This is a genomic window from Nitrospira sp. CR1.1 (assembly GCA_014055465.1).
GTDB lineage: Bacteria > Nitrospirota > Nitrospiria > Nitrospirales > Nitrospiraceae > Nitrospira_A.
This window is the reverse complement of the sequence record WIAF01000005.1, coordinates 35,786-55,848: the sequence shown is the minus strand read 5'-3', so window position 1 is coordinate 55,848 and position 20,063 is coordinate 35,786. Positions and strand designations below refer to the sequence as shown.

Below are 20,063 nucleotides of genomic sequence, written 5' to 3'. Positions count from 1 at the left end.
CGTGTTACTGGTGACGCCTCCCAGCCGGGTTCAGGTCTATCAGGAACTGAGCCGCGAGTTCGCCGCGATTGAGCCGCCGGTGTGGTCCGGCTTGATCGCCACCTATCTCCGGCAGCACAGTTGCTCCGTAGCCATTCTCGACGCGGAGGCTCAGGGGCTTACTCATCAGCAGACGGCAGAGCAAATTGCCGCCATCGCGCCCAGGCTGGCGGTCTTTGTCATTTATGGGCAGCAGCCATCCGCGTCCACGCAGTGTATGCCCGCCGGCCGGACAGTCTGCGAGATTCTCAATACGCTGGCCAACATTCCCACTCTAGTGATGGGGACCCACCCCTCGGCGTTGCCGAAACGGACCTTGTTGGAGGAGCCCTACACCTATGTCTGTCAGGGTGAGGGGCCGGCAACCATTTTCGGCCTCGTCGTTGCCCTGCGGGCGCCGCAACATTCGCTGCGCGACGTCCCGGGACTGTGGCACATGGAGGAGGGGCATCCGGTGGGGAATGCGCCCGCACCGCTCCTGGCGAGTCTGGATCGTGACCTGCCGGGGCAAGCGTGGGACCTGCTCGATATGAGCCGGTATCGCGCCCACAATTGGCACTGTTTCGGAAACCCCGAGTCGAGGTCTCCCTACGCGTCGCTTCAGACCAGCCTGGGATGCCCGTTCACCTGCTCCTTCTGTTGCATCAACGCGCCGTTCGGCACGCCGATGTTGCGTGTCTGGAGCCCGGACAACGTCATCGGCCAGATCGACCGCCTGGTGCGTGAGTACGGCGTCTCGAATATCAAAATCCCGGATGAGATGTTCGTCCTGAACCGCCGTCATGTCATCGGCATTTGCGACCGGATCATCGAACGGGGTTATCGCCTGAACATCTGGGCCTATGCCCGAGTCGATACGGTGCAGGATGAAGTGCTGGAAAAACTGGCGCGCGCCGGTTTTACCTGGTTAGGACTCGGCATCGAATCTGGCAGCCAGCATGTCCGTGACGGGGTCGAGAAAGGCCGCTTCGGTGAACGTGAGATCGTCGCGACGGTGGACCGTATCCGCTCCTTTGGCATCCATGTGGCGGCAAATTACATTTTCGGCCTGCCGGACGACACGCTCGAGAGCATGCGCGCCACATTGGAGCTGGCGCTGACGCTCAACACCGAATGGGCCAACTTTTATTGTGCCATGGCCTACCCTGGTTCTCCCCTCTACGGCCTCGCGAAACAGAAGCAATGGGCGTTGCCGGATGATGCGGGAGGCCCGGGATGGATCGGGTATTCGCAACATGCCTACGAATGCCTACCTTTGCCGACCGACAGTCTCACCGCCACCCAGGTCCTGGATTTCCGCGATCGCGCATTTCTGGAGTACTTCGGCCATCCTGGTTATCTGGCGATGGTGCAACGAACGTTCGGGCCGCGCATCGTCGCTCACGTAGCGGAGATGTGCCGGCATCAGGTACGCCGGCGCCATCATGATCCGGCGGCCAACCTGGCGGCATAGCATGGGCGCAGGGAAAGGAGCATCCATGATCAAGGTGGCCGATTACATCATCAATACCCTGGCCGAGCGAGGCATCGACAAAATGTTCGTGGTGTACGGCGCCGCCAACGGTGACTTGATCGACGCGTTCACCAGAACCGCGGCCACCGAATATGTGGCGGTCATGCATGAACAGGCCGGCGGGTTTGCGGCTGAAGCCTATGCCAAAGTGAAGGGGATTCCCGGTGTGGCCATCGCGACCAGCGGACCGGGCGGGATGAACCTGCTGACGGCCATGGGAAATTGTTTCTACGATTCGGTGCCCTGCGTATTCCTCACCGGCCAGATCAACTCGCGCTTTCTCCGCCCCGACCCATCGATCCGGCAAATCGGATTCCAGGAAACGGACATTGTGGCAATGGCGGCGCCGGTCACCAAATACGCTAAGATGATCGTGAATCCGGAAGACGTCCGGTTTGAACTCGAAAAGGCTCTGTGGATGTGCCAGGAGGGACGGCCGGGACCGGTGTTATTGGATATTCCGCTCAATGTCCAAAAAGCCCTGATTGATGCCAAACAGCTCACGGGTTTTGAACCGCCGGCGGCGATGAGTTTCGATCTCACGGTCGTTGACCAGCAGATCGCCCGCTTCATCAGTGACCTCCAACAAGCGGAACGCCCGGTGATTCTCGTAGGCGGAGGCGTGCGCCTGGCCGATGCGCAGGACGATGTGCGGGCCTTGGGCAAGCGATTGAACGTGCCCTGTTTCCCAACCTGGAATGCCTTGGATGTCATCAGTTCCGACTATGACAACTATGGCGGACGGGTCGGGACCTACGGCGGCGCGGGGCGCAATTTCGGCATTCAGAACAGCGACCTGCTGTTGTCCATCGGGAGCCGCATCTCCGGGCGAATCACCGGCGGCAACGTGCAGAGTTTTGCGCGACAGGCCAGGAAGTATCTCGTCGAGATCGATCCGGCCATGGTGCAGCGAAAGTTCCAGCAGGTGCCGTTTGATGTCAACATTCTCTGTGACGCCAAAGTCTTTACGCAGCGCCTGCTGATCGCGCTCGATCGACGCAGCAAGCCTGCGCCGGATTTTTCCGCCTGGACCGGCCGGGTTATGGAATGGAAACGACGGTACGATCCGGTGCGCCCCGAGTTCTTCGCGCAGCGCGAGCGCGTGCACCCCTATGCGTTCATGCGGCGCTTGTCCGAGAAAATGGGCGCCACCGACATCCTGGTCGGGGATTGCGGCGGAAACATCGTCGTCAGCAATCATGCCTTCGAAACGAAATATGGCCAGCGGAATCTGACCAACAACGGCAATTCTCCTATGGGATTCTCTTTCGCCGGGGCGATGGGCGCCTGGTTTGCCGCGCCGACCCGTCAAGTCGTCTGCACAATCGGAGACGGTGGATTCAATATGAACCCCCAGGAACTCCAGACCTTCCTCAACTATGGCGTCAAAGTCAAAACGTTCATTCTGAATAACCGCATCTACGGCATCACCAAGGCGTATCAGGAGACGAACTTTCAGGGCCGTGCGGAAGCCTGCGGACCGAAAGGGTACACCCCGCCGGACTTCCTCAAGATCGTCCAGGCCTACGGCATCAAAACCATCGCCATCGCGAACCATGCTGAGATGGACGCGAAGATCGACGAGGTGCTGGCGTTCGACGGTCCGGTCGTGTGCGATGTGGACATGCACGAGTTCCACACCTATGAGCCGAGGATCTTCGGCTGGAAGACGCCGATTGAGGATATGTATCCCTATCTGCCGCGCGAAGAATTCCGCGCCAATATGGTCATCGAGCCGACAGAAGGGTGGATGAACCCGGAATACCCCGATGTCGTGCGCCGGACGGATCAGTCGCAGCCCTAAGGGATCAATCATATGAATGTGCCGGGCCGGGTTGTTGGTGATGGGTCTCTCGTCGCTCACCTGAGGTGATCTATGAACGTGTTGTTGCTGTATCCCACATGGACCGGGGCCTACGGACTGTTCGGCCATTTCGCCCGCCGGAATTCGACCTGGCCGCCGCTGAACCTCGCGCTGCTGGCCGCCATTGCCGAACGCCACGGGCACAACGTCACGATCCTCGACGGCGAATCCGAGCAGGTGCCGTTGGACGAGATGGTCCAACGTGCAGTCGCCATGAAGCCCGATATCATCGGCTTTACCGCGACAAGCCCATTTTTCCATCTCAGTAAAACTGTGGCGGAGGGCATCAAACGTCTGGCACCGGACATTCCCATCGCTGTCGGCGGCCCTCATATCACCATCATGAAGGAGCAGGCGCTCCTGGGCTGCTTCGACTATGCCTTCATCGGGGAGGCGGAAGAGTCCTGGCCGCAATTTCTGAATGCGTATGGACAGCGCAAGGATCTGTCGGCAGTTGCCGGGATTATTTATCGACGAGACGGTAAGGTCGTCTCGACCGGTCAACCCGCAGACATCACGAATCTCGACGCCTTGCCGATCCCTGCACGGCATCGACTGCCGATGTCCCGGTACAAGCTCGGCACGCTCCGCGGACGTCTGCCATTCACATCGATTCAAACCATGCGCGGCTGTCCCTGGAAATGTATCTTCTGCGCATCCGAAGCGCTGAAGACGACGGAGATGCGTGTGCGCTCCCCACGATCAGTCGTGAATGAAATGAAACAGGTCGTGGAGATGTTCGGCACCCGGCACTTTTACATCGTCGACGATGTGATGACCCTGTGGAAAGACCACATTCTGGAGATCTGCGACCTCATCGATCGGGAAGGCTTGCAGATTACATTCGAGGGTAGCACCAGGGCGAATCTCGTCGAGGAAGACGTCATTGCCCGATTGGTCAAAAGCGGCCTCATTCGTCTGTCGTTCGGACTCGAAACTGTCGATCCCGAAATACGGCGGACGATGAAGAAGCAGGTCCCGCTGGAGCACTACGTCAAAGCGAACGGCATCTGCAACACGTACGGGGTCGAGGCGTTGAACTCCGTGATGATCGGGTTGCCGGGAGAAACCCGGGCGACGGTCCGGGCGACGTTGAAATTCCTACGGCAAGCCAGAGAAGTCAAACAGGCGAACTTTGCCATCGCGGTGCCCTATCCCGGAACCGAGTTTCACAAACTGGCGGTGAACGGCGAAAAGGGTGTCCGGTTGATGACGCAGGATTTCTCCGAATACCGACGCTATGGATCGGCCGTCACCACGGTGGGGGAGCTGTCGCCCAATGACCTGATCGACCTGCAGAACGAAGGATTCGTGAGCATCTACTCCGCCCCCTGGCGTTGGATTCCCATGCTGCAAAAGCATGGAGTCATTGGTGGCTCGCTCATGCTGGTCCGTGTTGCGCGGCTTCTTTCTAAAAAGCTCTTCGCAGGATCGGGACAGGCATCGCAGGAACAACTCATCAGCCTGGGAGACGGGGCCTTCGGTCGCATTCAGGAACCGGCCATGCGCGCGCAGCCCGTGGGAGTCGGCCCGACCGGCTCAAGCAGCGCGGCTCCGCTGTTGACCATCGCCTCCGCGTCAAAAACGGCACCCGCGCCGGCTGGCCATTTCGGCCACCCCACGAACCCCAACGGCTAGTTGCTGATGGAAACGCAGACGCTGCACACATGCGGGAAACGGCTGGGAGTTGATTGGCAGATTGAGCAGACGTGACCGAGGAGATTCGAAGGAGGAGCAACCATGTCCCTGAGCGCACAAGGCAAACCGCAGGCGTTACTCATTCAATTGGAGTTTGCCACATGGGAAATGGCTCGTCCATGGACCTATAGCGCTAATTTTGGCGTGCGCGATGGACTCGAGGCTCACGGATTCGAATGCCACACCATTCCGGCAATTCCACCTTCGCCGTCGGCTCCTTCGCTCGCGTCATGGTTGCAGCATGCGCGGCAGCTTTGCAAAGGAAAGCGCTTCGATCTCGTATGGGTCTGGCTTGTGCACTACGATTTCGACGCAGACTTCCTGGAATGGATCGCGTCGCTCGCACCGATACGTGTCGGATATGTCATGGAGTCGCTCTCATATTCTGATGAGGAACATCGATTTTCACCCATTACGCTCCGCCGGGCAGCCGTCGTAGAGCGGCAGATGCAATGCCTGACCCACGTGTTGACCTGTGACGAACTGGATTCAGACGCGCTTGTAAAGAAGGGGATTGCGAAAGCCACGTGGTGTCCCACGTTCGTTCCAGAGCGATTCATGCTCCCTCCGACATCCCAAGCTGAGAATCATGTCGCAGCATTTCATGGCACTCTCTATGGCCATCGCCGCGCTTGGCTGGAGCATCCAGCATTGAAAGGCCGACTGATCTCGCCAGGCTCACAAACGACGGACATTCATCGCGCATTCGACCGGCTCCAAGCCCGAGCGGCGCAGGTGCTGAAAAAGACACCGGCCGAGGTGGAAGCCTTCCTGCCTCACTATCTGTCGGAACTCCGGCAGATTCGTCTGGCAGAGTGTACGCAATGGATGCAAGAACTCACGCGCTGGGCCTGTATCATCAACCTGCCCGGATTCGCGAAATGCTATGGTGGCCGTGTGCTTGAAGCCATGGCCGTTGGAAGGCCGGTCATATCCTGGGACATCCCCAACCGTCCACGGAATCGCTCTCTTTTCGAGGACAGCAAGGACATCTTGTTGTTCAATCAAGATGATCCGAGCGTTCTCGCATCGCACATTACCCGGGTGCAGGATGATCGAGACTTTGCCTTGCAGCTGGCGACGAACGCCAACCGTAAGGTCAGGAGCCATCATACCGCTGAAGTACGCATCGGGCAGATGCTCGAATGGATGACCTCAGGCACAGAACCTTCGTTCCATGCCGATCACGTAGGGCATACTGCTCCGGCGCCGGCTCATGACCGCACGATGACGGCAACACACGTAGATGTCGCGAGTCGGCCCGCGACAGGAGGCGATGCAGTGTCCCCCCTATCGCCCCCAGTCATTTCCATCATCATTCCTTGTTTCCAGCAAGCGCATTTTCTTTCCGATGCCGTGGAGAGCGTGATCGCACAGACCTATGACAATTGGGAATGCCTTATCGTCGATGACGGGAGCCCCGACAACACCCCCATCATCGCCGCACAATTGGTCGCCCGATATCCCAACAAACGTCTCCGAGTGATTCGAAAAGCAAATGGTGGATTAGCGGACGCGCGAAACGCCGGCATACGGGAAGCACAGGGGCGCTATATCCTTCCATTGGACGCCGACGATCGTCTGCACCCCGACTTTCTCAAAGACACCGCTGCCGTGCTGCAGCAACAGCCCGACGTCTCCATCGTGTATGTGGATGAACAGAATTTCGGCGTGACATCCCATATTCATCGCAAAGGCATCTCGAACGTATCCAATCTCCTGCAGGGAAACGTGCATGACTATTGTTCACTCTACCGGCGAGAGGTCTGGCAGGCCGTGGGGGGATACTCTCGCGCAATGTATATCGGCGCCGAGGACTGGAATTTTTGGCTTGCTGCGGCCAAACGAGGATTCCGCTCTTTTCACATCGAAAAGCCTTTGTTTCAGTATCGGAATAGAGCCGGATCAATGGTGGCCCAAGTGCACTCGAACATGGCGCTCGTACAGGCGCACCTCACATTTCACCACCCTGATCTATTCAGCGAGGCACAGCGTGCACAGGCTGCGCGCCTGTTATCACAGATCACGGTGGAGCAGAAGCAGCAGCTTGATCGAACGTATGCCATTCATGGCGACGATGAGTTATTGGCCACCTTTCACCGTCTGGCACATTCTGCCGTCCAGAAAGATGAGACGGCTCCAAAGCCGATGGCGGCCCAGATCACGCCGTCACACGTGGCTGCCTCCGGACCGGTCATGCCAACCGAACATGAGCACGACGATGGATATTATGAAGACCTCTTCATTCGAAACCCGGAATGGTCGACGCCTGAGCCGAACAACGATGAAACGGCCCGCTGGGTGAAAATCGCGTCGATTCTTGAACATCTCGTTCGCGAGCGATCGAAGCATGGCAATTCAGAACGTCTTCGCATTTTGGATCTGGGATGCGGAAGGGGATGGCTGGCAAACCTCGCCTCCGGTTACGGTGACTGCACAGGAGTCGAACCGGTGAGCGGTGTGGTGGCCTATGCACGCAAGCTGTTCCCACATGTACGCTTTTACTCGGGAACGGCCGACACGCTATTGCGAGAACCGGCTTTCACACCCTTCGACGTCGTCCTGAGCTCTGAAGTCATCGAACATGTTCCGCGGCCGGAACAAGCGGAATTTGTGCGAGTGCTTCGTCGCTTGATCAAGCCACAAGGTCATGTGATTATCACGACACCACGCCGGGAAGTATTTGACCTGTGGCAGAAGATCGCCCCGCCGAACCAACCCGTCGAAGATTGGTTGTCGGAAGACGACGTCAGCCGGCTCTTCGCCGGAAATCTGTTCACCTGTCGCGGACGCAACCGTGTCTGTATTGAACTGCCGAATTTTCGGTTTCTCCCGGCACCGATGCCGTCCGACTACGAATCTCGTAAGCTAATCCCATTTTACCAAGTCTCCGTCTGGCAGGCGCCGAACAAGCAGGGAGCAGTATCGGCACTGCCCTTCGACTCTGCGCCGGCCGTGACAGTCATTGTGCCGACCTGCGATCGACCGGATCGCCTTCGTACGGCGCTGCTGAGCATTCTTGGACAAACATTTCACGATTTTGAAATCATCGTCGTCAACGACGGCACGCTCGATGTGAGCGAGGTGGTCGCGCCGCTCAACACTGACGGTCGTATCACGACGATACGTCACGATCGCAACCGTGGACTTGCGGCGGCTCGGAATACGGGGTTGCGGGTCGCTAAAGGCACCTATATCGCCTACCTCGATGACGACGACACTTACTTTCCGGAACACCTAGAGACCTTGGTCACCGCGCTCAGGGATGGTCAGCATAAAATTGCCTATACGGATGCCTGGCGGATCCATGAGGAGCGACAGGGCGATCACTACGTTGCCGTCGGACGCGACCTGCCGTACTCCCGTGACTTCAATTGTATCGACCTGTTGATCAGCAATTATTTCCCGGTCCTGTGTGTGATGCATGAGAAACGTTGCCTTGAGCAAACCGGCGTCTTCGACGAATCGCTCTTCGCTCACGAAGATTGGGATCTCTGGATTCGAATGGCAACAGTACACCCGTTTCTGCATATTCAGAAGATCACGGCGGCATTCACCTGGCGCCGTGACGGGTCCTCGATGACGAGCAGCACATCTGACACATATCGCCGCACGACGGAGATTATCTACAAAAAATACCGGCCCTATGCGGAGCGGATTGCCGGCGTCCTTGAAGCTCAGCAGAAAAAACTGGAGGGCATGCGATCTGGCGCGCAGGCCAAGACGTTCGATTGTTCCATCATCATCCCGGTGTGGAACAACCTGGCGCTCACCACGCAGTGTTTGACCGCTTTGGCGGAGGTCACTCAAGGCGTCTCCTACGAAGTCATCGTGGTGGACAATCACTCGACGGACGGAACTCCGGCGTTTCTCTCCGGCCTTGGCGGCGACGTGAGAATTATCACCAACGACGAGAACCTCGGGTTTGCCAAGGCTTGTAACCAGGGCGCCCAGGCAGCCAAGGGCGAGTACCTCGTCTTCCTGAACAACGACACGATTCCACAGACCGGCTGGCTCAGTGCGCTCGTCGAGGAGGTGAAGACCCATTCCGACGTGGCGGTGGTGGGAAGCAAACTGTTGTACGAAGACGGTACGATTCAACATGCCGGTGTCGCATTCTCGAGGGAATGGTTCCTGCCATACCATCTCTATCGTGGCGGCAACGCCCAAGCAGCCTGCGTGTCGCGCCGGCGCGAGATGCAATGTGTCACGGCGGCCTGCATGCTTGTCCGTCGCAATGTGTTCGAGCAGGCAGGTGGATTCGACGAAGGCTATCGAAATGGTTTTGAGGACGTCGACCTCTGTCTCAAAATCAGGAAACTGGACTGGAAGGTCGTCTATCAACCCCAAAGCGTGCTGTATCATCTGGAAAGCAAAACCCCTGGACGCAAAGCCCACGAGCAGGACAATAGTCGCCGGCTGCAGGAGCGCTGGGGAGCCTGTTGGTGGCTGGCCGACGAAGATCTTCTGCATTTTGAAGACGGCTATGCGGTCCATAGCTACATCAAGGACGGGATGCTGAGCTACAGACTGGACGTGATTGCCGACGCGCAAACTACGGCTCAGCGATCGATGCTGGCGGATATTCAGCGTGCGGGGATGCGGCAGGACTGTGATGCCGTCGCCGGTTACTTGCGGCGAGTCCAGGAGTGGCCGTCCGATCCCTGGATTCTGCGTTGGGGCGCATTGCTCTGTACCGGAGTCGCGCAACCAACGTTAGCCATTCCATTTTGGAAACGCATACTGAGCATAGAGGAATGCCCCTACGCGAGGATCGGTTTAGCGAAACGGGCATTGGAGACCGGAGCATTTCAGGACGCCGACCATCATCTGGCGGCACTGCTTGAGCATGAACCTTCTCACGGGGAGGGGTGGCTCCTGCGCGGCATTGTCGCGATGCAACGTCTGGCCTATGCGGAATCGGAACGGGCGTTTGAGCAAGCTCGACGTTTTGGCGCCGATCAACGAAAAGCGACGATGGGATTGGTGATGGCTTTGATGGGCGGCAATCAACCGGAGGCAGCTTGGACGGAAATCGTCGCTCTCTGTGCTCATGATCCAGATGACGAAGAATGCATGCACTGGCTGCTTCGTTGTGGAACGATGCTCCAACGCTGGGAAGCGCTCGCGGCACGCCTCTCCTCGTTTGTCGCGCGCAATCCGGGCAATATTGCTGTGCGATTTGCCCTGGCCGGAGTACTGTTGAGAGCAGGACGCCGGGTGGATGCACAGCGGGAGTATGACTGGTTGCGCGCCATGGTGCCGACGTTCGAGGGCATGGACGAATTGGCGAAGCAACTGGCCGAATCCGAACGCCGCCTGGTGCCAAACCATGCCGCATGAGTCTTCATCGGCGCCTCGCGACCTGGTGATTCAGCTGGCCCGATTGGGCGATCTGGTGCAAACGCTTCCCGCCATCGAAGCGCTGCAGGAGGCCTCTCCGGAACGGATACTGGATGTCGTCTGTGCGGCACCGCTGACAGCGGTTCTTGCCGGAGCCCGTCGTCTCGGCCGGCTCATCCCCTGGGACGGGGCGCAATGGCAAGCCTGGGCGAATAGTTGGCAGACGAATCCGACTGCCACCCTGCAGGCGATGCAGAGTTATATCGCGTCGCTCGGCGAGACGGCCTATGAACGGGTGTATCCTCTGAACCAACACGAACGAAGCCACCTCATGACGCAGCTGTTATCACGCCGTCCCTTCCGCGACACCGGTTCAGATCTCATTGAGGCGAGCATGCGTCCATGGGTGCAGCACCTACGGCAGGTCGCCAAAGAACGAGGGGCGAATCGCGTGCATCTCGCTGACGTCTGGTGCGGTATGTGCGGAGTGAGGCCGCAAGGACAGGCGCCGTTGCATGTGCCTCCGGCAGTCGAACTTCCAGAAGACCTTGCCGGGGTCGGCGAACGCCAGGGACTCTGGGTTGCGCTGGCCACCGGGGCAGGGGAGGCGGACCGGTGTGTGGCGCCGGCCGTATGGAGCCAATGGATTCGTGAATTCCTGACACAGACACAGGAAGGACACGTCGTTCTGATCGGAAGCGGAAGAGAGCGTGAACGCGCGCAGGCAATCCTCGAATCACTTCCCGCGTTACTCCACGGCCGTGTATGGGATGCGACCGGTCGCACAAGCCTGTCCCAGTTGATGCGCGTGCTGCAGAAGTGCCACTGGATCATCGGCGCCGATACCGGCCCCCTTCATCTCGGCACGCTGGTGGGCACTCACGCCGTGGGATTGTATTTCTCACGTGCCCGGGTGCACGAAACCGGCCCCTACGGCGAGGGGCATTGGGTCTATCAACATGCCGCGGATGTACAGCCCCAACGCTGGCCGATCATGGAGAGCATCGCGCTGATATGCGACGGCCAGCGCTGTCGCGCGGCCGATTGGACCCTCTGGAGGAGTCGTATGGATCGATGGGGAGCATTTTTTGATGACGGCTTTGGTACGGAAGGCGTCGAGACCTCGCGTGCGGACATCTGGCGGGCTTGCGCCCCGGTCCTTTGCGAATCGATTGCGGCATGAATATCTTTCACGACAACCTCAACCGCCTGGCGTCACGAGATCAAGACCTCGCGACCACGGTCAAGTCCGCTGCCGGCGGAGTACTCACAATTGAACCGTCGAAAAGCGGTTCTCCTTCGGCCCGCCGATCCGGTCGCTGGATTCATAGCGCGTACGACCCCATTCGTGAAGCCCAGACCTGGGCTGACACGCACGCAGCGGCCTGCCAACCGGGAGAAACGGTCGTCGTAGCGGGGGTAGGGCTGCTCCATCATGTCGAGGCGCTTCGAAGCAAGTTGGCGCCTGATGTGGCAGTGGCTGTCCTGATTCCAAACCTCGACGAATTTCATGATGCTCTTGCAGGACGCTCGCTCGAGGCCTGGAGTGAATCCATTCTCTGGTTGCCGGGATCGCCGACCGAAATTGCGGAGAGACTGAGCAAAGCAGGCCGCCCGATACGCTGTCTGGCTTATTCGCCGGCAACCCTGTGGGATGCAGATTTCCACCGTGCCTTCGAAGAGGCGTTGCGACGCAGGATTTCCCGCCAGGCCGGCGGCCAACTGACAATTGCCCTGGTGGGACCGATTTACGGGGGATCGCTCCCGATCGCCGGCTACGTGAAACGGGCCCTGGAAACACTCGGCCACAAGGTGCAGTGGATCGATCACAGCGTCCACGCGTCAAGTTACGAGGTGATGGGGACACTGAAAGATGCGCGCAACCGTCAATTGATGCAAGGCCGGATGGCCGATGTGTTGAGTCAATGGACCTTGGCCACACTCGCCGAATCGCCTCCCGATCTCGTGCTCTCGCTGGCTCAGGCTCCATTAACGTTGCAGGTCCTCGAACATCTTCGAAAGAAAAAATTTCTCACCGCGATGTGGTTCGTGGAGAACTATCGCCATCTGACCTACTGGCAGCAGTTGGCGCCGGGATACGAATTTTGGTTTGTGTTTCAGCAGGGCGCCTGCCTGGACGCGTTCCGCCAGGCCGGAGCGCGGCAGGTGAGTTATCTCCCGATGGCGGCCGACCCGGAACTGCATTGTCCCCTGACGTTATCGGATGAAGACCGGCACACGTTCGGGTCCGATGTGTCGTTCGTCGGCGCAGGGTATGCCAATCGCCGGCGGCTGTTTCCGGCGCTGCTCCGCCAGCCCTGGTCGTTCAAACTCTGGGGCAATGAATGGGACGGAGCCGACGATCTCCGCGCCGTTCTGCAACTGGACGGGTCCCGGATCGACACCGCCACCTGTATGAAGGTGTTTAATGCCACGGCGATCAATCTGAATCTGCATTCCACCACAGGCGCAGGCTTGGATCCCCAAGCCGACTTCGTCAATCCACGCACGTTTGAATTGGCGGCCTGCGGGGCTTTTCAATTGGTTGATCATCGCTCACAGCTGCCTCAATTTTTCACTGAGCAGGAGATGGTGTCGTTCAAGGATTTTGGCGATGTTCCAGGATTCGTACAACGATGGCTGGCAGATCCGTCGGCTCGCCGGGCCATGGCGAATGCCGCCCGGGCACGTGTGTTGAGTGAGCATACCTATGTGCATCGGATGCAAGATCTCCTGGGACAGATCGGATTGTCGCAGCCGGATCGTATCGGATCCGTGCTGCGAGGAGACCGGCAACGGGACTCCTTGTTGGCGCGCTGTGCGGAGGATCGTCCCCTGGAGGCTCTCTTGCGAGATTGTCCGAACGGCCAACGAATCGAATTGAAAGACGTGGCCGCGCGGATTCGAAGTAAGGGTCCGACCGCTACCCTCAAACGCGAAGAGTTGATGGTGCTGATGTTGGATGAATACCGGAGTGAAACGCGCGACCTGTTATGAGCAAGCGAGTCCTTCTTATCAATATCACCCGGATGGGCGATCTCGTGCAAATGGGCACGCTGCTCCAGCGCCTCCAGCACGAATGGCCGGGAGCGGAAGTCGACCTGGTCGTGGATCAACGGTTTGCTCCAGTGGCGAAGCTCCTGCCGCACCTCCGGCACATTGTCGGGTACGATTTTCATCGCCTGGTGGATGAGAGTCGCGCGCAAACGAAGGATGTCGTGACCCTCTACCAGGAGATGGCCAGGTGGGCCGCGCCTCTGGTTGAAGCCCAGTATGACCGGGTCGTGAACCTGACTTTCAACCGGCGGAGCGGACTGCTGACGTCATACGTCGGAGCGAAGGAAATACGCGGCATCGCCGCCCCGAAAGATGGAGATGTGAGCATTCATAACCCCTGGATGGCGTATCTCACGGATGTGCATCATGAACGTCGCTTCAACCATTTCAACCTCGTCGACATCTATGCCCTGGGCGGCAGCGGCATCGGTCCGTTTGCGCCGCTCTCGCTCCATATTGCATCCGACACCGCTCAATGGGCGCGAGACTTTCTGGCACCCCATGGGGGAGAGAAGTGTTCCTGGGTGGCGGTGCAGGTCGGCGCCAGCGACCCGATGAAAGCCTGGCGGCCTGAATTGTTTGGTCAGACGTTAGCGGCTCTCAGTCGGCAGGCAGCCGTCGGCTATGTGTTTATCGGCACCGAAGAAGAACGGAAAGCGATTCGACTCGCTCATACGACATACCGGCAGGCGGGAGGCGCCGCTCCGATCTGCGACGCGGTTGGAAAGACTTCGTTACCGCAACTCGCCGCTGTGCTGTCGCAATGTCGACTCCTGCTGACCAACGACACAGGCCCCATGCATCTCGCCGTGGGAGTAGGCACTCCGGTTCTCGACCTGTCAGTCGGTCACGTCGATTTTCGAGAGACCGGACCCTATGGGCCCGGGCATTGGATGGTGCAGCCGGATCTCGGATGCGCTCCCTGCGGGTTCGATCAAGTCTGTTTTCATCATGCCTGCAAAGATCGCATCGTGCCGGATCAGATCGCTGCGCTGTGCGTGCACGTGCTCACGGGAGCCGCATTTCCCCGGTCGTTTGCAGGAGCGAGAATTTATCGCTCCCGCGCTGATGAGGATGGGTTGGGAAGCACGGAACTCTATGCCGGGCAGGAAGATCCTCAGGTCGATTGGTATGGTCGTTTCTGGCGCCGGTTCTGGTTTGAAGAATTCACCGGCCGGGCCAGCCAGGTTCCTTGTATTCCCGAACCGCCTCCCGATTGGACAGAGGCTCTGGCCGTGCTCGAGCACCTGGCGCCTTTGGCAAAGAAGCTGGTATCGAAAGCTGAAGAGCTGGTCCGCCTCACGACCAGACGCCCGTTGCCGATCGCCGCGTTACAACAGATGCAACGTGAGGAGAGCGCGGAACGCCAAACGGTCTTGACGCTCAGTCTGCAATCGCCGGCGACTGCCTCTCTCGCAGTGGCGATGGTGAGGGATACCCACAATGATGATGAAAGCGAACTGACCGGTCTGGCGCAATCCCGGCTCGCCACGTATCGACGATGGCAAAAACGGCTGCGCGCGGTGGCAACCAGTTTCCGTTCATTCAACACCGCCCGAGGACCGGTTCATCGGGAAAAACCCCGACCTCTTCCCATGGCGCGTTCCGCTTAGCCGGAGACGCAGGTGGCCTGCGAATTTCTCTAAAGGAGTCCGATCATGCATATCACCCTTGATGGCGAACAGCTGCAGTTGCCTGATGACACGTCGATGATGAACGCGTTGGCGGCATTGAGCGACAGGGCACATGCCCAACATCGCATCGTGACGTCGTTGACCATCGGAGGAAAAACGATCAGCGACCGCGATCTCACCCCGCCGTTCCTCAATCAACAGGCCAGGGATGTGGGAGCGATGCAGGCCGTCTCCCAGTCGCTGCACACCATCATCATTGAGGCGAAGCACGCCATCGAACGATTTGCCGCAGAGCTCCGAACCGATGGGCAGGTGCTGCTTGCTCCCTTGCGTTCAGGAACCGCGCAGGTCGGAACCATCGATGCCTGGCTCGGACGGCTGGCCGATTACACCGAAATGTTGGAAGCCGGACATGCCCAGGGTGTCGAAGGGCTGTCATCAGCCGCGTTACTACCCTGGATCCAGGAACTGTTGGGTGCGCGAACCACGGCCGACGCGATCCGTGTCGCGGATCTTCTCGAATACGAATTATTACCCCGGCTCGCCGACGCCGGCCTAGCTGCTTAGTGTTCATTGTTATTCGATAGGGCACACCGGCTGGCGCTGCTCCTCATTGCAGGCATTTTCTGCACTTTCTGAACCGCTTAAGTCTTCCTGACAGCCTACCGATAAAGGGCACAGCAACACGGTAATCAGACGCAGCGGGGATGTGGCCACATCTCCACCAGACCTGATTACCACCTCGTCGGCACGGACGCTGGCGACTCCGAGAGTAGCGCAGAATCTTCAGGAGGAAGTACGTCATGGCATTAGTAGTCAATACCAACGTTGCGTCCCTGGCAGCTCAGCGAAACCTGGCGGTCAACCAGGCTCAATTGGGCCGTTCAGTCGAGCGGTTGTCATCTGGTTTGCGGATCACCCGTGCGGCCGATGACGCGGCCGGTTTGGGCGTGTCCGAAACCTTGCGGGCGCAAATTCGCAGTATCAATCAGGCCAATCGAAACGCCGGTGACGGCATCAGCTTGACGCAGGTCGCCGACGGTGCGGCGGCGACGATCGGCAGCTTGTTGTCTCGTATGCGTGAGTTGGCGACTCAGTCGGCCAGCGGAACGTTGGGAACGACCGAGCGTTCCTACCTGGACCAGGAATTTGTGGCATTGCGTTCGGAAATCGACCGGATTTCCACGACCACGGAATATAACGGTCAGCCGCTTCTGAGCGGAAGCAGCAACACGTTTGAGGTCTTTATCGGCTTCAAGAGTGGATCGGGCAATTCGTTGAACGTGGCCTTGGATGACCTCGACGTGGCGGCGGTCGGTTTGACCGGCGCAAGCGTGTCGACGGCGACGGCCGCGCAGACGATGCTGGCGAAAATCGACAGCGCGATCAGCGCAGTCGCAACCGCCCGCGCGAATTACGGTTCCATCCAGAGCCGGTTCGAAGTCGCGATCCAGAATCTGACGGTCACGGCCGAAAACTTCACCGCGGCCGAATCGCGGATTCGAGATGCGGACATTGCCCAGGAGACATCTGTGTTCACGAAGAACCAGATCCTCACCCAATCCGGCATCGCGATTTTGGCACAAGCCAATTCGCTGCCACAGCAAGCGTTGGCGCTGCTGCGAGGATAAGGCATCATCCGGCGGGTAGCTCTCCCGTGAGGGAGGGCTACCCACGGACTGATCCTAGGAGGGTACCATGGTCCACGAGGTTTCGAATTATAAAGACCTCCCCGCAGCCGGCATCCAAGGAAGTCATACCGGGGCGCCACCTTCTGTCGAGAAGAAGGCCGAGGCGCCGGCGCCTGAACCTCAGGAAACATCCCGCGAGGCGAAAGCAAAGGACTTGGACCAGGCTCTATCACGGGTTCGTGAAGTGTTTCAAAAAGCGGATTCCAGACTGGAGTTCACCGTGGATCCGGATCTGGATCGAGTGGTTGTCAAGGTGATGGACGGCGATTCCGGCACCATCATCCGCCAAATTCCGCAGCAGGAAGTGATCGACCTCGCGAAGAGGCTGGAAACGCCCACCGGGCTGCTCCTGCACCACAAGGTGTAACCTGCTTCGCGACATGAAAGGGATGTCATGGCGATTAGCTTCGGCGGGTTAGGCAATGGCGTGGACTTTGGCCAGGTCGTCACTGAGTTGGCTAAAGTCCAACGCGTGCCCATCGACGCGTTGAACGCGAAGAAGAAAAACCTGCAGACGAAACTGACGGATTACGGTTCACTCGGCAACAAACTGCTTGCGCTCCAGAGCGCGGCCAATGCCCTTCGCCTCCCGAACAGCTTTGACCGGACGACCACCACGGTCAGCGACGAGACCAAATTGACCGCTCAAGCCGGCGTCGGCGCGGCCACCGGCAGTTACACGGTCCAAGTTACTCAATTAGCCAAAGCGCATCAGATTACCAACAACGCTGCCAAAGCGGTCGCAGCCACGACGACTCCGATCGTCTCCGGCGGCCCTGGCACCTTTACTTTCCAAGTTGGAACCGGCGCGCCTCAAACCGTGACGCTTAACGACGGCGCCACACTCGACGACCTTCGTTCCGCCATCAACGATCTGGGAGCCGGTGTGACCGCCTCCGTGATCAACACCGGAACCGTGTCCAGCCCGGCATATCGCTTGACCCTCACCGCCACCGCAACGGGTGCTGCCAATGCCGTGACGGTCGTCACGGACACCACAAGTCTAGATTTTACCAACACGAGCGGGACCGGAGGCCGCAGCACGCTACAAGCCGGGCAGAACGCTATTGTCGTGATCGGGGAACCGGATCAGACGACGATTTCAATCGAACGTGAAAGCAATGTGATCAGCGACGCCATTCCGGATGTCACCCTCACCCTGAAATCCAAGACCGTCACCACACCCGCACCGGAGCCGGTCACAGTCAATATCACCACCGACCCCGACAGCGTCAAAACCAATATCAAGGCTCTGGCGACCGCCTACAACGATATCGTGAAGTTCGTCAATGAGCGGACGACGTACGATATTTCGACGAAGACCGGTGGAATTTTTTTCAATGAGAGTACGGCGAAAAGCGTGTTGAGCCAGTTGCGCACCGCACTCTCCGGAGAGGTCGGCGGATTGGCCACCTATAAGAGCGTGGGGGCGGTCGGGTTCAAAACGGAGCGTGATGGCACCATCACGATCGACGATGCCAAATTGGACGCGGCATTGGCGAGCAACTACAGCGCAACGAAGGCGTTGTTTGTGACGCAACCGACGTCAAGCGGCATCGCGGACCGTGTCGTCAAGGCTGTCGATTTTCTCGATGCCGTCGATACCGGTGCGTTTACCGTCAGGAAGGCGGCTATCACCAACCAGATCGGCAAACTCACCGACGAAATCGGGCGCAAGGAAGACATCGCGTCGCAATATGAAGAGCGGCTGCGGCTTCAATTCGCATCGCTTGATTCATTGCTGCAAAAGCTCCAAAGCCAAACCAGCGCTCTCAGGGCGTTACAATAACCAGATAAGGTCACCATGATTGCCACCGCCGCTAACGCCTATCAACAGACGCAAGTCATGACAGCCAGCCGGGTGCAACTGATCGTGCTGCTCTACGATTCCGCCATTCAATCGATGGAGCTTGCCCGGGAGGCCATTCTCACCAACAACTACAAGGATAAGGCCCGATTCCTCGACCGCAGCATGGCCATCGTTGGAGAGTTATCCAGCGTCCTGGATTTCGAGCGGGGCGGGGAGATTGCCGTGTCCCTGCACCGGTTGTACGACTACATGGTTCAGCAGTGTATCCAGGCCAATCTCCGGCATAACGGAAAACACCTGGACGGACCGATTCGCTGTCTGACGACCCTGCGGGAAGGATGGCAGGTCGTGGCAAGGCAAGAAGCGGTGGCGCATGTCGGCGCCTAGCCTCTCCGATATCAATCCCCCCCACGATCGTCTCTCCATTGAACGGCTCACTATTCAAGCTCTGGACGCCGCCAGGGCCGGCGACTGGGATCAAGTCGACGCCTGCTATAGCGCGCGCGCGATCAGCCTGGCCCTTTGCCCGCCAGACCGTACATTCGCGCAACAGCTTCTGACCATGGATGAAGACGTTCGCAAGGCCATCCTGCTCGCTCAAGCGGGAATCTCCGGTTTATTGGCCGAAGCCGCCCAAGTGAAACGACACCTGCGCCAATTACGTGAAAGTAGCGGACAACTCGCCTCCGACAGTGTAACGATACATCGTGAAGCCTGAGGGTCGCGCGGCCAGAGAACCTGACTCCCCCGTACTCTTTTCCGCTAGAGAGGTTTGGTATGAGGCCTTCACCTGACCGGCCGCTTCAACGCCCGCACAACGACATCAAGAATGAGGAGCGGCGTGAATGGCTCCGCATCGACGATCGCTTGTTGCTGGAATACCGACGAGCCGACGAACCTGTCGAAGCCATGAACCGGTACTTGCCGCCGGCGACAGAAGACACCATCGCCACGGCGGTGTCGAAGCCGACCATTGATTTACTGGTTCGGGCGGGAGAGACGTTTGCGAGCTCTCCGCTCCTGCCATGGGTTTCGAAAATCGACTGGATGCTGGAGACGATTCTCAAGTCGTTGGTAAAGAGTCACCCGGGCAGCGTGGCCATCGCGCGACTGACCGATGTGGATATCAGCGCGGGCGGGTTGGGATTCGACACACCCCGTGAATTTCAGGCAGAGGATCTTCTCGTACTGAAGGTCATCCTGCCGCCGTTCAGCATGATCGAAACCACGGCCAAGATCATCCGCGTGACGCCGCTCGAACACGGCTCGCCAGGATTCCATCTCGCCACCCAGTTTGTCGAATTGGGCGGGGACGAACAGGAACTAATTATCCGGCATATCCTTCAGGTTCAAGCCGAGCGGCTACGGACGAGGAAAGCTTCGCATAGCCACCTGTAATTCGTGGTGTGTCAGA

Annotated in this window: 14 protein-coding genes; all 14 read left to right on the top strand. The window is 58.8% G+C overall.

Annotated elements, in window-relative coordinates; translation table 11 throughout:
* Position 1 precedes the first annotated feature (1 nt).
* The gene (locus GDA65_10620; protein MBA5863146.1) at positions 2 to 1,492 is read left to right on the top strand and encodes a radical SAM protein; all 1,491 of its coding nucleotides are present in this window, start codon (positions 2 to 4) and stop codon (positions 1,490 to 1,492) included.
* 25 nt (positions 1,493 to 1,517) lie between these two features.
* The gene (locus GDA65_10615; protein ID MBA5863145.1) at positions 1,518 to 3,356 is read left to right on the top strand and encodes a thiamine pyrophosphate-binding protein; all 1,839 of its coding nucleotides are present in this window, start codon (positions 1,518 to 1,520) and stop codon (positions 3,354 to 3,356) included.
* 72 nt (positions 3,357 to 3,428) lie between these two features.
* A complete protein-coding gene (locus GDA65_10610; GenBank protein ID MBA5863144.1) occupies positions 3,429 to 5,054 on the top strand; it encodes a radical SAM protein in 1,626 nt (541 codons plus the stop codon).
* A 102-nt stretch (positions 5,055 to 5,156) separates the two neighbouring features.
* Positions 5,157 to 10,457, top strand: a complete 5,301-nt coding sequence (locus GDA65_10605; protein MBA5863143.1) for a glycosyltransferase — start codon at positions 5,157 to 5,159, stop codon at positions 10,455 to 10,457.
* On the top strand, positions 10,339 to 11,640 hold the full coding sequence (locus tag GDA65_10600) for a hypothetical protein (GenBank protein ID MBA5863142.1): 1,302 nt from the start codon (positions 10,339 to 10,341) through the stop codon (positions 11,638 to 11,640). The genes GDA65_10605 and GDA65_10600 overlap by 119 nt, the downstream gene beginning before the upstream one ends.
* Positions 11,637 to 13,454, top strand: coding sequence for a glycosyltransferase (locus tag GDA65_10595; GenBank protein ID MBA5863141.1), 1,818 nt, complete (start codon positions 11,637 to 11,639; stop codon positions 13,452 to 13,454). The genes GDA65_10600 and GDA65_10595 overlap by 4 nt, the downstream gene beginning before the upstream one ends.
* Positions 13,451 to 15,127 (top strand): hypothetical protein, encoded by a 1,677-nt coding sequence (locus tag GDA65_10590; GenBank protein ID MBA5863140.1) that lies wholly within the window; start codon positions 13,451 to 13,453, stop codon positions 15,125 to 15,127. Before GDA65_10595 ends, GDA65_10590 begins: the two co-directional genes overlap by 4 nt.
* 45 nt (positions 15,128 to 15,172) lie before the next feature.
* Positions 15,173 to 15,715, top strand: coding sequence for a hypothetical protein (locus GDA65_10585; protein ID MBA5863139.1), 543 nt, complete (start codon positions 15,173 to 15,175; stop codon positions 15,713 to 15,715).
* A 236-nt stretch (positions 15,716 to 15,951) separates the two neighbouring features.
* The gene (locus tag GDA65_10580; GenBank protein MBA5863138.1) at positions 15,952 to 16,779 is read left to right on the top strand and encodes a flagellin FliC; all 828 of its coding nucleotides are present in this window, start codon (positions 15,952 to 15,954) and stop codon (positions 16,777 to 16,779) included.
* 67 nt (positions 16,780 to 16,846) lie between these two features.
* Positions 16,847 to 17,206 (top strand): hypothetical protein, encoded by a 360-nt coding sequence (locus GDA65_10575; protein ID MBA5863137.1) that lies wholly within the window; start codon positions 16,847 to 16,849, stop codon positions 17,204 to 17,206.
* A gap of 27 nt (positions 17,207 to 17,233) precedes the next feature.
* Positions 17,234 to 18,628: a flagellar filament capping protein FliD gene (gene fliD / locus GDA65_10570; GenBank protein MBA5863136.1), complete on the top strand. Its 1,395-nt coding sequence runs from the start codon at positions 17,234 to 17,236 to the stop codon at positions 18,626 to 18,628.
* Between the two features lie 15 nt (positions 18,629 to 18,643).
* Entirely contained in the window at positions 18,644 to 19,036 is a 393-nt protein-coding gene (fliS, locus tag GDA65_10565; protein MBA5863135.1) for a flagellar export chaperone FliS, read from the top strand.
* A complete protein-coding gene (locus GDA65_10560) occupies positions 19,023 to 19,367 on the top strand; it encodes a hypothetical protein (protein ID MBA5863134.1) in 345 nt (114 codons plus the stop codon). The genes fliS and GDA65_10560 overlap by 14 nt, the downstream gene beginning before the upstream one ends.
* A 59-nt stretch (positions 19,368 to 19,426) precedes the next feature.
* The gene (locus GDA65_10555) at positions 19,427 to 20,047 is read left to right on the top strand and encodes a hypothetical protein (GenBank protein MBA5863133.1); all 621 of its coding nucleotides are present in this window, start codon (positions 19,427 to 19,429) and stop codon (positions 20,045 to 20,047) included.
* Positions 20,048 to 20,063: the final 16 nt, after the last annotated feature.

Coding starts and splice junctions, on each gene's coding strand:
- GDA65_10615 (MBA5863145.1), top strand. CDS start 1,518: ATGATCAAGGTGGCCGATTACATCATCAATACCCTGGCCGAGCGAGGC.
- GDA65_10610 (MBA5863144.1), top strand. CDS start 3,429: ATGAACGTGTTGTTGCTGTATCCCACATGGACCGGGGCCTACGGACTG.
- GDA65_10605 (MBA5863143.1), top strand. CDS start 5,157: ATGTCCCTGAGCGCACAAGGCAAACCGCAGGCGTTACTCATTCAATTG.
- GDA65_10600 (MBA5863142.1), top strand. CDS start 10,339: ATGCACAGCGGGAGTATGACTGGTTGCGCGCCATGGTGCCGACGTTCG.
- GDA65_10595 (MBA5863141.1), top strand. CDS start 11,637: ATGAATATCTTTCACGACAACCTCAACCGCCTGGCGTCACGAGATCAA.
- GDA65_10590 (MBA5863140.1), top strand. CDS start 13,451: ATGAGCAAGCGAGTCCTTCTTATCAATATCACCCGGATGGGCGATCTC.
- GDA65_10585 (MBA5863139.1), top strand. CDS start 15,173: ATGCATATCACCCTTGATGGCGAACAGCTGCAGTTGCCTGATGACACG.
- GDA65_10580 (MBA5863138.1), top strand. CDS start 15,952: ATGGCATTAGTAGTCAATACCAACGTTGCGTCCCTGGCAGCTCAGCGA.
- GDA65_10575 (MBA5863137.1), top strand. CDS start 16,847: ATGGTCCACGAGGTTTCGAATTATAAAGACCTCCCCGCAGCCGGCATC.
- fliD (MBA5863136.1), top strand. CDS start 17,234: ATGGCGATTAGCTTCGGCGGGTTAGGCAATGGCGTGGACTTTGGCCAG.
- fliS (MBA5863135.1), top strand. CDS start 18,644: ATGATTGCCACCGCCGCTAACGCCTATCAACAGACGCAAGTCATGACA.
- GDA65_10560 (MBA5863134.1), top strand. CDS start 19,023: ATGTCGGCGCCTAGCCTCTCCGATATCAATCCCCCCCACGATCGTCTC.
- GDA65_10555 (MBA5863133.1), top strand. CDS start 19,427: ATGAGGCCTTCACCTGACCGGCCGCTTCAACGCCCGCACAACGACATC.